8 protein-coding genes and 1 pseudogene are annotated in these 13,166 nt (G+C 70.0%); 2 read left to right on the top strand and 7 right to left on the bottom strand.

Going from position 1 to position 13,166, the window contains the following annotated elements:
• Window positions 1–33 precede the first annotated feature (33 nt).
• The 5 genes from AB5J51_RS41500 to AB5J51_RS41480 all read right to left on the bottom strand — a co-directional run bounded on the left by AB5J51_RS41500 (window position 34) and on the right by AB5J51_RS41480 (window position 4,930).
• Window positions 34–1,242: a beta-ketoacyl synthase N-terminal-like domain-containing protein gene (locus AB5J51_RS41500; RefSeq protein ID WP_369780584.1), complete on the bottom strand. Its 1,209-nt coding sequence runs from the start codon at window positions 1,240–1,242 to the stop codon at window positions 34–36.
• Window positions 1,239–2,462 carry a beta-ketoacyl synthase gene (locus AB5J51_RS41495; RefSeq protein ID WP_369780582.1) on the bottom strand — a complete coding sequence of 408 codons (1,224 nt, stop codon included), beginning with the start codon at window positions 2,460–2,462 and terminating at the stop codon, window positions 1,239–1,241. The genes AB5J51_RS41500 and AB5J51_RS41495 overlap by 4 nt, the downstream gene beginning before the upstream one ends.
• Window positions 2,455–2,733 (bottom strand): acyl carrier protein, encoded by a 279-nt coding sequence (locus AB5J51_RS41490; protein ID WP_030301092.1) that lies wholly within the window; start codon window positions 2,731–2,733, stop codon window positions 2,455–2,457. The genes AB5J51_RS41495 and AB5J51_RS41490 overlap by 8 nt, the downstream gene beginning before the upstream one ends.
• Window positions 2,734–2,798: 65 nt before the next feature.
• Window positions 2,799–4,067 (bottom strand): NAD(P)/FAD-dependent oxidoreductase, encoded by a 1,269-nt coding sequence (locus AB5J51_RS41485; RefSeq protein ID WP_369780581.1) that lies wholly within the window; start codon window positions 4,065–4,067, stop codon window positions 2,799–2,801.
• Window positions 4,064–4,930: an alpha/beta fold hydrolase gene (locus AB5J51_RS41480; protein WP_369780579.1), complete on the bottom strand. Its 867-nt coding sequence runs from the start codon at window positions 4,928–4,930 to the stop codon at window positions 4,064–4,066. The genes AB5J51_RS41485 and AB5J51_RS41480 overlap by 4 nt, the downstream gene beginning before the upstream one ends.
• Before the next feature lie 345 nt (window positions 4,931–5,275).
• Between AB5J51_RS41480 and AB5J51_RS41475 the strand changes: the two genes are divergently transcribed.
• A complete protein-coding gene (locus AB5J51_RS41475) occupies window positions 5,276–6,064 on the top strand; it encodes an AfsR/SARP family transcriptional regulator (RefSeq protein ID WP_051833119.1) in 789 nt (262 codons plus the stop codon).
• Here the strand turns inward: AB5J51_RS41475 and mobF are convergent.
• Together mobF and AB5J51_RS41465 are read right to left on the bottom strand one after the other, a co-directional pair.
• On the bottom strand, window positions 5,985–6,854 hold the full coding sequence (gene mobF / locus AB5J51_RS41470) for a MobF family relaxase (protein ID WP_369780578.1): 870 nt from the start codon (window positions 6,852–6,854) through the stop codon (window positions 5,985–5,987). The genes AB5J51_RS41475 and mobF overlap by 80 nt on opposite strands.
• A 67-nt stretch (window positions 6,855–6,921) precedes the next feature.
• Window positions 6,922–7,862 (bottom strand): annotated as a pseudogene (locus tag AB5J51_RS41465) (transposase); the annotation flags it as partial.
• A gap of 547 nt (window positions 7,863–8,409) precedes the next feature.
• Here AB5J51_RS41465 and AB5J51_RS41460 point away from each other — a divergent pair.
• Window positions 8,410–13,164, top strand: coding sequence for a DUF6531 domain-containing protein (locus tag AB5J51_RS41460; protein WP_369780577.1), 4,755 nt, complete (start codon window positions 8,410–8,412; stop codon window positions 13,162–13,164).
• Window positions 13,165–13,166 lie beyond the last annotated feature (2 nt).

Below are 13,166 nucleotides of genomic sequence, written 5' to 3'. Positions count from 1 at the left end.
TTCGCGGCCCCCGCCGTTCACGTTCCGCCGGCGTCAGTCGCCGAGCCCACCGGCGCCGAGCCCACCGGCGCCGAGCTCACCGGTACCGAGCTCATTGGTGTCGAGGACCACGCACCCGACCTGGCCCTCCTGGGACACCGCCGTCACCACCGCGGTCTCGCCCGCGGCGGCCGCACCCTGGTCCTGCCATGCACCGAGCAGCGCCGCGATCTGGAGCGCGCCGCCCGAGCTGAAGCACTCACCGACGGTGTCCTTGACCCGGATGACCCGCTGCGGAAGCCGCCCGCCCAGCGCCGCGCGTACGGCGCGCTGCTCGACGAGCTCCAGACCCCTCTGGCCCGTGGAGCCGAGGGACACGGCCTGCACCTCGGCCGGGTCCTTCCCGCTGCGGACCAGCGCGGCGCCGATCACGGCGGCCAGCGCGTCGCCCAGCCCGCGCCCGCCGGCGAAAGCGGTCTCACAGGCCAGGATCCGGGCGAGACCCCGGCGGCCCGCCGCGTGCACCGCCGCGGCCGGCTCGATCATCAGGAACGCCGCTCCCTCGCCCACCGGGGCGTCGATGCCGAGCGCGCCCGAGCGGTGCCAGCCCCACGCGCTCTGCGCGCAGTACTCCTCGACACCGCCGACCAGGAGACGGTCTGCATGCCCCTGCCGCAGGGCGTTGCGGGCGTAGCGCAAGGCCTGCACCCCGGCGAGATGGCCGCCCGCGAGCGTGGCGTTCACACCCTTCAGGCCGTGCCGGATCGCGATCTGGCCCGCCGCGCAGTTCATGACCGTGTTGGGGAACAGACTCGGGTTCACCAGGTACGGGCGATCCTGACGGAGCGTCTCCATCGAGTACTCGCTGGAGCTGCGGATGCTGCCCGTGCTGGTGCCGAGCACCACCCCGGTACGGGGACCCACCGGCCCGGTGTGCCCCTCCAGGGCGAACTGGCAGGCGAGCAGCCCGAGCCGGGTGGTCCGGTCCAGGTGCCGGTTGCCCTTGCGGCCGATGTGCTCTGCGAACGCGTTCTGCAGCTCCGGAACCACGCGGGCCCCCCGCGGCGGCAGCGCCTCGTCACCGAGGCCCTCCGTGTCCGCGGAGCCCTGACGCCCGGCGAGCACGGCGCGGGCGAGCTCCACCGGGTCGAGGCCGGCCGGCGTCGCGACGCCGACCGCGGTGACGGCGAGCGCCGCCGTCCGGCCGGGGGCGTGCCCCGACGCGACCTCCTCCGCGGCGACCATGGCCGTGGCGCTGCTCATGAGACTCTCCCGAGGATGGTGATGGCGTTGTTGCCGCCGAACGCGAACCCGTGGTTCTCCACGACCTGCGGCCTGGCCGGCCGCGCACTGCCCGGTACGGGGTCCACGCCCGCACCGAGCGCCGGGTCCACCTGTTCGACGTTCGCGGTGGGCGGCAGGAAGCCCTCGTACAGGGCCTGGCAGCAGATCAGCGCGCCGAAGCCGCTGGCCGCGCCCATGGTGTGACCGATGATCGACTTGATGGAGCTGATCGGCGGTATGCGGTCGCCGAACACCTCGCGGGCCGCGGCCACCTCGGTGGCGTCGTTGGTGCGGGTGCCGGTGCCGTGCGCGCAGATGTAGTCGATCTGCTCCGGGGTGACGCCCGCGTTGCGGTGCGCGTCCCGGATGCAGGCGGCGATGCTGGTCGGGTCGGGGTGCACCATGTGCTCGGCGTCGCAGTTCACGCTGTAGCCGAGCACTTCCGCGTACATCCGGGCGCCCCGGGCGACGGCCCGTTCGTACGGCTCCAGCAGCAGGGCGACCCCGCCCTCGGCCGTCAGGATGCCGCTGCGGTCCACGTCGAAGGGGCGGCACACCTCCTCCGCGAGCGCGCCCAGCCGGAAGAATCCGGCATGAGCCCAGCGGTTCAGCGAATCCGCGCCGCCGGCCAGCATGTAGTCGGCGTCGCCGCCCGCGACCATGTCGTAGGCGTAACCGAGCGCGTAGTTGCTGGCCGAGCATGCGGTGGCCAGCGTCAGCGCCTCCCCGGTCAGGCCGAGCTCGTGGTTGACCGCGACGGCGATGCGCCCGGCGGGGGCCGCGGCCACCCGCCCCGGAGTCATCGACTTGAGGCTGTCGGCCGCCCATTCGGCGACGAGTTCCTCGATCACGGCGGACTCACCGCTCGTCGTCCCCATGACCGAACCCGCCCGGGCCGCCGCGAGGTCCTCCTCCGCCAGCCCGGCGTCGGCGACTGCCAGTCGCGCCGCGGACGCCGCGAACTGGCTGCTGCGGCCCCACTGGCCGGGGTCGATGCGGCGCAGCCACTCGCGGGGCTCGAAGTCCTTCACCTCACCCGCGTGGACGTGCGGGAACCCGGTGGTGTCGAAGCTGCTGATCTCCGAGGTCGTGGGCGCTCCCGCCCGGATCGCCGCCGTGAACTCGGCGGCTCCGATGCCGGCGCTGCTGACCGCGCCGAGCCCGGTGACCACGACCCTGCGGGTGCCCGGCTCAGACATTGCTGCCACCCGCGAGACTGCGGGTCACCACGGCACGGACGCCGTTGAGGTTGCCCATCTCGACCAGGTCGTCCTGCGGAATGACCACGCCGAGGTCCTTCTCGATGCGGGCGAGGATCTCGATGGCCAGCAGCGAGTCGGCGTCGTGGTCCTCGATGAAGCCGCTGGTGTCGGTGAGCTCGCCCGCCTCCAGCTCCAGAACCTCGATGATGATCTCGCGCAGCATGGTGTCCTGCTCGGCGGAGAGGGCGTAGGTCGTGTCGGTGCTCATGGTGAAATGCCTTTCTCAGTGACGGGAGGTGCGTCGCGACGTGGGTGTGAGCGGCGGGAACCGGCTCACGAAGCGCGGTGCGACAGGTGCGCGGGAGCCCCGCGGTAACGCAGGTTGACCGCGGATGCCTTCGCCAGCGCGATCGGATTGAGGAAGCGCAGCGGCCCGATGAGCCGCGACGCGAACATGTGCATGTGGCGGGCCATCGCGTCATCGCGGGCCGCCGCCGAGAACATCAGCCGCTCGAAGGGGTTGAACGGCCGGGCGGTGGCGTAGTCGGCGGCCAGGTGCTGATGGCCGCCGAGCTTGCGCCGGTGACGCTTGGCGTAGGCGAGGAGCGCACCGTCGAGATCGCCCCGGCCGGTCGCGGCCGGCCCCACGGCATCGGCCAGCCACTGGGCGGACTCCAGCGCCCAGCCGCAGCCGACACCCCACAGGGGATCGCCGGTGACGGCCGCGTCCCCGATGAGGGCGACGCCCTGGCCGACCGGCTTGCGCGACTGCAGCGGATAGTTGACCGTTCCGGTGATCTTGGTGATTCGTTCGGCGGCGTCGATGTCGGGCGCTGCGGGCAGGTCGCGCACGAACTGCATGAAGCTGCCCTCCAGGTCCTCACGGAAGGCAGGCAGCCGCTTCTTGTCGGGGATGACGGCGACGATCGTGACGCCGTCGTCGTTCGGCATCGCGTACGCCACGTCCGGCTCCAGGAACCAGGAGTGGGTGATGCCGTCCTTCAGGGGCAGATTGCGGAAGTGGGCGAAGTAGCTGAAGCGCTGGTTCTCATGGGTACGCGTGGGCAGCTCCGCGAGCTTGGCGACGGCCGAGTCCTTGCCGTCGGCGCCGATGACCAGGCGCGCCCGGATCTCCCGCTCGCCGTCCGGCCCGTTGACCTTCACGCCCGCCACCCGCCCGCCTTCGCGGAGCAGACCGGTGACGTTGTGGCCGAGCAGCAGGTCGACACCCGGGGTGTCCGCCGCGTGGGCGCGGATCAGCGGGTCGAGCGTGCTGCGGCGGACGTTGTAGGCGTACGGCAGCCTGGGCTCGCCGGGCGCCGCCTTCGGCTCGATCCACCCCCACCGGGTGTACCAGCGCGCCTCGTTGTGGACGGCTCCGGCCTTCTCCAGCGCCGGGACCAGCCCGAGCCGGTCGAGGACCGGGTAGGCACAGGGCTGGAGGTAGTGCGTGCACAGCACCTTGTACGCGGCCGGGTCGGACCGGCGTTCCAGCAGGGCGACCCGCACGCCACGCCGGGCGAGCAGTACGGCGGCGGCGCAGCCCGCGATGCTCGCCCCGCTGATGACGACGTCATACGGGCGGTCTTCGGGTGCGGTCATGCGTGGTTCGCTTCCTCTTCGATGGGGCGCAGACCCAGCCGGGTGAGCTGGGCGGTGATCGCCTCTGCCACCGGGCCCGGCTGCTGCAACTGACAGAAGTGACTGAAGCCGGGGTCCTGATGGAGGGAGAAGTGCGGGATGCGCGAGCGGAGCGCGTCGACGGCCTGCGGGGGAGCGGACGGATCGCGAGTTCCGCTGATCATCAGTACGGGTACGTCGACGTCCTCAAGCCGCAGGTCAGGGCAGCGCGCGAGGGTCGCGTAGAACTGGAGGAAGCCGTGCGGCTCCACCCGTTCGCGGACCTTGTCCGCCATGGAGGCGAGGATGTCCACGGGAACGGTCTGCGCACGCGGCCCCATCTGGGCGCGGAGCCCGTCGGCGAGCACCCCGCGGAAGCGCTGGACCGCCTCGTCGAAGTAGCCGGGGTCCATCGGGCGGTCGTCCGGCCGGAAGACCGGCGCGACCAGCACGGACGGGACCCGGGCGGCTTCGACCCGCCGGGTCAGCAGGTCGAGCAGGGTGGTCGCCCCGTAGGAGTGCGCCACGATCAGGTCCGGCCGTCCGGGCAGGAGCGACAGGGCGCGTTCCAGCCAGGCCGGGGAGGTCCCGCCGCTCGCCCACCGGTGCTGCGATCCGTTGCGCCAGGGAAGGTCCAGGGCGTACAGGCGCAGATCCGGGGACAGGTGTGCGGTGAGCGGCTCCCAGCTCTGCCGGCTCTCCTCGAACCCGTGCACCAGAGCGATGCGCGGTGCGTGCGGGTCGTCGGTGGGGCGCTCCCAGATGCGCAGCGTCTCACCGTCGAACTCACGGTCCGCGTACTGCTTCCAGGAGGCCCCGGACGGTGAGCCTCGTTGTGCCGGCACGGGCCTCACTCCTCGTCATCGCCGATGTGGTCGGTGCAGTTGACGAGACCGTAGAGACAGGAAGGCGCCGATGAGGAGCTGGATGAAGGGGGAGTTCCGGAGCAGTGGAGACCAGCTGGAGGGACACTCGCGGCGTGGTGGAGGCGGGCTTGCGTGAGGCTTTAGTTCCGCTTCGCAGCACCGGCCCGGCGGTACGCGAAAGAGCCTTCCACCTGCGCCGATGCCGCCCACGTCACATGAATGTGCATTGACAACTCAGTTCAGAAGTTTCTAGGCTATGTGACTAGTGGCTAACCACTAACTTCGGGGGGGTTGATGGATATCTCGGTGCTGGGTTCGTTACTTGTGCATATCAAGGGAGTCGATGTCACCCCGACGGCAACGAAACAGGCCAAACTGCTCGCCCTGCTGGCCCTCCACCGCGGCCGCCTGGTGTCCCTCACGGAATGTACCGAGGAACTCTGGGCCGGGCAGGCTCCGCGCAGCGCGAGCGCAGCCATCCACACCTACATAGGCAAACTTCGCGCACTCGCCACGACAGGCGCGCCCGCCACCGACCCAAGAGTCGTGATCGTCACACGGCCCGGCGGCTACCAGCTCAACCCGGAACTCACCCAGGTCGACTCCGACGAGTTCGAGCGCCTGGCCGAGCGCGGCCACCGCGCGGTCGCAGCCGGCGACGACGCCGCGGCCGCAACCCGGTTCCGCCAGGCCCTCGCCCTGTGGCGCGGCCCGGCCCTCGCCGACCTGGCGACCGGACCGCTGCTGACCATCCGCGCGAGGGAACTGGAAGAGCGCCGCCGGGCCGTACTCGACCGCTGCATCAACGCCGAACTCCGACTGGGACGGCACTACGAACTCCTGGGCGAACTGTTCACCCACGCGGCTGGAGACCCCACCCACGAGCAGATGCACGCCCACCTCATGCTGGCCCTCTACCGCGCCGGGCGCCGCGTGGAAGCCCTGGAGATCTACCGCGACCTGCGCAACGAGCTCTCGGGCCGCTTCGGCCTCGAACCCTCTCCCCACATCCACGCCCTCTACCGGGCGGTCCTCAACTCCGACCAGTCCCTCCGCAGACCCACCCCGACCACCACCCCCGACAAGCCCCTCGCCGCCCAGACCGCCTCCTGAGGCGCCCGGCGCAGTCGACGGGGCGGTGTGCCTCGTCTGCGATACCGGGGACGCGCGGGACGTCGGCGGCCACCCCGGAGGTGAGGATCGCGCTCGCCTTCCACCAAGCGCGCAACTGCGCGAGCGGCAGGGTCTTCTGCTTGGGCGGGCGGGTCTTGCGGGCGGCCATGGCGTTCAGCTTGGCGCGGGCCCGCTCGGAGACCACGGGCAGGAACTTCAGCTCGCCGTCGTCGTCGACGGCGGTGACGTACTCGTGCTCCAGCTCTTCCAGGCAGGCGGCGATCTGGTCGCTGCGCCGGGAGGTCCAGCGGATCAGCTCGTGCGGCACCCCGGCAATCTCCATCACAGGCCGGCGCCCCGGGGTGACGATGCGCGGCTCGGTCGCCAGCCCGAGCGCCTCGCAGACCTCTGCAGCAACGAGCTCGTTGTAGAGCGCGGAGGCGCACACGGTGGCCTCGTGCAGGGCCGTGGTGTGGATCGAGCCCCACTTCCCGTCCAGGCGCTGTCCCTTCACCGACAGCAGCAGATGGTCATGGAGCAGCGGCATCCCGGAGCGTGCCTCGTAGTGGCGGAAGCGCGCGGCGACCAGACCGCCGGGCGGCCTCACCCGGTAGATGCCGTCCTTGCCGTACCGGATCACCGCGACCTCGTCCTCGATCCACTCCAGCACCCGTACGATCGCCCGCTCGTGCGCGGCCTCGATCACCCTGCGGGTCTCCTCATCCCCCAGCGCCCACAGGAGGTAGATCGTCGGCTGCGGCCGGAACACGAAGTCGACGCCGGTGACCATCACGCGGCGTCCGAGGGCGCCGGCCTTGAACGCCTTCTTCGGGGAGACGCCCTTGGCGAGCAGGCCGGCCGGCGTACGCCTTCAGCCCTCCAGCCGTGGCGAACCGGGTCCGGTCGTCGCCGATCTCGCCCAGGATGCGGGCACCGACCTGGGGACCGATCCCTGGGAAGCTCAGCATGATCGTCGCGTCCGGGTGTGAACGAAAGGCTTCCTCGGTGGCCCGCGCCAGGTCATCGACCGCCTGACAGGCGGCGTCCAGCTGCAGCAGCAGGGCCAGTGCCTGCTTGCCCATAGCGTCCTCGACGAGGGGCAGCTGCCGCGGGGCCTCCTCGCGGAAGAGCTGCTGGATTCGTTCGGCGTCCGTTTCGATGCCCCGCCGGCGGCCGGCCCGCCGGAGCATGGCGGTCAGCCTCCACATCTGGAGCTTGGCGGCCAGAGCAGGTGTGGGCGCAACGGCCAGGATGCGGCGGGCATCGGGGCGGGTCAGGGTTCCCGGCTTGTCCCTGAACGCCTCGATCATCGCCGGGAAGTACTCCCTCAGCAGGGACCGCAGCGGATTGGCGGCCTCCTGCCGGTTCCAGACCGCGTCCTGCTGTGCGCGGGCCAGGACGGCGACGGCCTGGGCCAGGTCGGTGTCGGCGGGCAGCGGGCGGTGCACCGGCGCGTCGGTGCGGATGATGTTCGTGAGCACCAGGGCGTCGCCCGGGTCCGACTTCTTGCGGCTGACTCCGTGCCGGTCGCGGTAGCGGGAGGCAGCCATCGGGTTGACCGCGTATATCTGCCGGGGCCCTGCCGCAGCGTGGCGACCAGCAGGCCGCGGCTGGTCTCGATGGCCACCGGGATCGGCGTCTCCGCAGTGTCGCCGTGCTCAGCCAGAAGAACCAGCAGCACCCGGTAGCCATCCAGGTCATCGTTGATCCGGCACTTGGCCAGCAGCCAGCCCGTGTCATCGACGAGCGCGACGTCGTGGTGTCCCTCCGCCCAGTCGATCCCGCAGAACACGTCCATGGATCCCGCCCCTTCTCCGGTGCCGTTCTCGAAGACGAGCACGCGGGGCCGCACGGCGCACTAATTCCAGGGCTCCAAGGCCCGCCACCTCGTCAGCCGTGCGCGGCACCGCAAGGCCGCACGGGCGCACGCCGTGTCCAGAGCTCGAAGCTCGTGAGGAAAAACGCGTCACCGTGCGGTAGCTCATCCAACGAGGATCCCGAACCCGACGAGCCCGCGGGGGCAGACCGTGCGAGCGCCCAGCCCCCGGTCCACCCCTGCGTCGGCAGGGCCGCCAGGCGTGGAATCGGGAGCACACGTTCAGTTCTCAAGGAGCCGTGCAGGACCGTGCTCCGCTAAGGCCGGCGCGAGAGTGACGACGACACAAGGGCATTCCCCAGCAGCAGAGGGCCGGGGCGTCAAAGTGCGATGTGGGTGTCGCGCCACGTCAACCTCGGCGGCTCCATGTGCACTGGGTGTCCGGTTCGCAGATGCGGATTACCCGTCAGAGTGGCCCCGTAGTATGACTGTTCGGTTGTTTGATCAGATTTGACCACGGGGGTGGGGTATGTCGGTTACGGTGCCCGACTGGGCGGACACACTGCTTGACTTGATCGGTGTGGCCTGGCCCAACGTCGATGAGGACGCCTACCGTGAGATGGCCGACGCGCTCCGTGAGTTCGCAGACGACCTCCTGGACGACGGCCAGCTCGCCAACAACCACGTCGAACGCCTGCTGTCCGCCAGCAAGGGCGAGTCGATCGAGGCTCTGAACCGGCACTGGAACAAGGTCAAGGGCAAGCACTTCAAGGACATTGCCGGCGCGGCCCGCACCATCGCCGGGGCGATGGAACTGGCGGCCGACGCCGTTGTCGCCATGAAGGGCGCGGCCCTGGTCCAACTGGGATATCTGGCTTCCGAGGCTGGCATCGCCCTCTCCCTCATACCGGTCACCGGTGGTCTGTCGATGCTGATCGGCGCAGGCGCCATGCGCGCTACGCAGGAAGTCGTCAAGCGCCTCATCAAAGAATGCGCCGAGGAAGCCGTTGGTTACATCGTCTCCGCCATGACCGAACCGGCTGTCGCCGCCCTGGAGGGTATGGCTGCGGACCTCGTCGTCCAGCTTGGCTCCATGGCCCTGGGCATCCAGGACGGCGTCGACCTCGATCAGACGAAGAAGGCAGGCAAGGACGGCTTCAGCGACGGCGTCCAGTCGGGCAAGGAGTCGCTCCACCTGGCATCCGCCGATGGCGCAACCACGGGCAGCACCGGCACCGGTCTGATCGACCTGCACATCGAACACGACGAACACCACCGCGCGGGCAACAACCTCACCCACGTCAGCACCGGCATCCACGGCAAGACCACCTCGAAGCTGACCAAAGCCAAGCACCACCATGGCCGCACTCGCGGCCGCGACTCCATCGCGCAGGCCATCGATCCCGTCGCCGACAAGGCCATGGCAGCCCTCAGCAAAGCCACCAAGGCGATGGGCGACCACGTCGGAAAGACCCTCCCGAAGGCCGTCAAGCAGATATCCACCGATCACAAGAAGAACGACCAAGCCCTCCACGACGACTTCAACCGCATCAAGAAGAAAGGTTCCGGCGGAGGTGGCGAGGGCAAGAGCGGCGCAGGTGGAGGTGTAAACCACCGCAAGAACGGTGCGGACGTCCGTACGAAGCCGGACTCGCTGCATGGCGCAAAGGACGATCCCCGGCGCAACAGCATCCCGCTGAATGGCAAGACCTGCAAGAACGACCCGGTCGACGTAGCCACGGGCGAGATGACGCTGCCCCAGACCGACCTCGCCCTCCCCGGCACCCTGCCGCTCACCCTTGGCCGGACCCACCTCTCCGGGTACCGCTACGGGCAGTGGTTCGGCCGCAGCTGGGCATCCACGCTGGACGAACGCCTGGAAGCCGACCCGCTCGGTGGCGGTGTGATCTGGGCGCGCGAGGACGGCTCACTCCTCGTCTACCCCCGTTTCCCGGAGGAAGGCGGCGATCCCGTCCTGCCGCTCGAAGGGCCCAGGCTGCCTCTCTCGTACAGCGAGGAGGCCGACGCGCAGACGACCTATCGAATATCGGACCCGCACAGCGGTACAACGCGCTCTTTCACGGGCAGCCCGTACAACACTTCGCCGGCGTACTGGCTCACCGGGATCGAGGACCGCCACGGCAACGGCATCACGTTCACCCGCCGAAGCGATGGAGCGCCCACGACGGTCAGTCACCACGGCGGCTACCGGGTTCAGATCGTGGTCAGCCACGGACGTATCGACTCGCTTCTGCTGCGTACCCAGGCGGGCCCGGTCACCGTCATGACGTACGGCTACGACGAACGCGGCAGTCTCAACGCGGTGACCAATTCGTCCGGCCTGCCGCTCCGCTTCTCCTACGACGACAGCGATCACATCACCTCATGGACCGACCGCAACGGTTCGACCTTCCGGTATGTGTACGACAGCGCCGGCCGCGTCGTACAGACCGTAGGGCCCGACGGCTACCTGTCGTCCTCCTTCGCTTACGACACCGAGAACCGCGTTACTCGCTACACCGATTCCACCGGCGCCACCAGCATCTTCCTGCTCAACCACCTCCTCCAGGTCGTCGCCGAGACCGACCCCCTGGGCAACACGGTCAGCCAGGTCTGGGACCGCTACGACCGGCTCCTGAGCCGCACTGACAGCCAGGGCCGTACCGTCAGCTACACCTGGGACGAGCACGGCAACCTCACTTCCGTACGCGAACCGGATGGCTCCTTCGCCACCACGCAGTACGACGATCGGGGTCTGCCCACCGTTGTGACCGCTGCCGACGGAAGCGTGTGGCGCCGCACCTATGACGACCGCGGCAACAACACCACCCTCACTACCCCGGACGGGGCCACCACCCGGTACGCGTACGACGCGAACGGCGCCCTGGCCGCCGTCACCGACCCGCTGGGCATCTGCCAGACCTACCGTTCGGACGACGCCGGTATGGTCCTGTCCCACACCGACGCCCAAGGCAGAACGACCACCCTGGCCCGCGACGCCTTCGGCCGGCCCGTCTCGGTCACGGACGCCGACGGCGACGTCACCACATGCACGTGGAGCGTTGAGGGACACCTCACCTCACACACCCGTCCCGACGGCGCCACCCAGCGATGGACCTACGACGGGGAGGGCAACTGCCTCACCGAGACCGATGCCAACGGCGGTGTCACCCGCTATGAGTACACCCACTTCGACCAGCCGTCCTCCCGCACCACGCCTGACGGAGCGCGCTACGAGTTCCGCTACGACACCGAACTGCGCCTCACTGAGGTGCACAACGCTGCCGGGCTCACCTGGAGCTACGCGTACGACGCCGTCGGGCGCCTGGTCTCCGAAACCGACTTCGACGGCCGCACCCTGCGCTACGCCTACGACCCCTCAGGCCGTGCGCGCTCCCGCACCAACCCGCTGGGTCAGAAGGTCACCACCTACCTGGACGACGCCGGCCGGGTCACCGCCCGTGACGTCGACGGCGCCGTCACCACGTACGTCTACGACCGGTCCGGGCGCCTCACCGAGGCACACTCCGCCGGCTCCAGGCTCGCCCTGGAGTGGGACGCCATGGGCCGCACCGTCGCCGAGACCGTCGACGGGCGCACCAGCCGGTACAGCTATGACGCCCTCTCCCGCCGGACCCGCCGCGTCACCCCCAGCGGGGCCACCACCCACCTCACCCACGACGAAGCGGGCAACCGCACGCACCTCGCCCTCCACGGATACGGCATCACGTTCGCCCACGACGCCGCAGGCCGCGAAGTGGCCCGGTCCTTCGGCAGCCCCGAGCGGCCCGTGGTCCTGGGCACCTCCTACGACACCGCGGGCCGGGTCCGGGAGCACCGTCTCACCGCTCAGGGCCGGACCCTCAGCTCCCGCCTCTACGCGTACCGTGCCGACGACCGGCTCGAAACCGTCACCGACGGGCTGACAGGCAGCAGCAGGCACTACGAACTCGACCCGGCGGGACGCCCACTGCGCATCTCGGCCCACCACTGGACGGAGACCTACGCCTACGACAGCGAGGGCAACCAGACGTCCGCGCACTGGCCCGACCAGGCCCCGCACCCCGAGTCCCGCGGGCCGCGCGCGTACAGCGGAAACCGGCTGACATCCGCCGGAGGACTCCACTACACCTACGATGCGGCCGGCCGCATCGTCGAGCGGCGCAAGAAGCGAATATCCCGCAAGCCGGACGTCTGGCGCTACGAGTGGGACGCCGCAGACCGGCTGACCGCGTGCACCACACCCGACGGCACCCGGTGGACGTACCGTTACGACCCGCTCGGCCGCCGCACCGCCAAGCGGCAGCACGCCCCCGACGGGACCGTCGTCGCCGAGACCCTGTTCAGCTGGGACGGCAGTCGCCTGGCGGAACAGACCGACTCGGCCACCGGCACCACCCTGACCTGGGAGTACGACGATCACCGCCCGATCGCCCAGGCCGAGCACCGTACAACGCACAACGCCGCCGAAGGCCAGGAGTCCGTCGACTCCCGCTTCTTCGCAATCGTCACCGACCTCGTCGGCACACCGACCGAACTCGTCGACCACACAGGCGCCACCGCCTGGCACAGCCGGGCCACGCAGTGGGGCGCCACCGCCTGGAACCGGGACGCCACCGCCCACACCCCTCTGCGTTTCCCGGGCCAGTACGCCGACCCCGAAACCGGTCTGCACTACAACTTCTTCCGCCACTACGACCCGGAGACCGGCCGCTACGTCAGCCCCGACCCCCTCGGCCTGGACCCCGCCCCCAACCCCGCCGGCTACGTCACCAACCCCGCCACAGAGGCCGACCCCCTCGGCCTGGCGCCCTGTATGCAGGGCCTGGAAGACATGGCCCACAAGATCTCCCAGGTCCTGCCCAACAAGCGGCAACGGGAGGGGCAGACCGTCGCGATCATCGCCACACGCCACAAGGGCAAGGACGTCCTCATCGTCGCCGGAACCAGCAAGAGTAAACTGACTCCCGCCCAGCGGAAGCTGGCCCAGGAGATGGGCCTGTACCCACTCCCGAACGACCAGTACCTCCCCCCGACACCGCCCAAAGTCCCAGGCGGGCATGCGGAGCAGAACATCCTCCACTACCTCAGCCGCCTGCACAGCAAGGGCTCGGATGACTGGCTGCCCACCCACGGCGCGGCCATGCGCAGCGTCTGTCCCGATTTCTGTGCTCCCATCATCCGCATCGAGGGCATGCTCGCGGGGCCGACGTATGGTGACGACAAACCCACCCACCGGCGGCAGTTCTACTGGCCGAGCCGCTATACCCCGGACCCGAACTAGGA

The sequence above is a fragment of the Streptomyces sp. R33 genome (assembly GCF_041200175.1).
GTDB classification, from domain to species: Bacteria; Actinomycetota; Actinomycetes; order Streptomycetales; family Streptomycetaceae; genus Streptomyces; species Streptomyces katrae_B.
The sequence above is the reverse complement of the archived record's forward strand: the minus strand, read 5'-3'. Positions and strand labels throughout refer to the sequence as shown.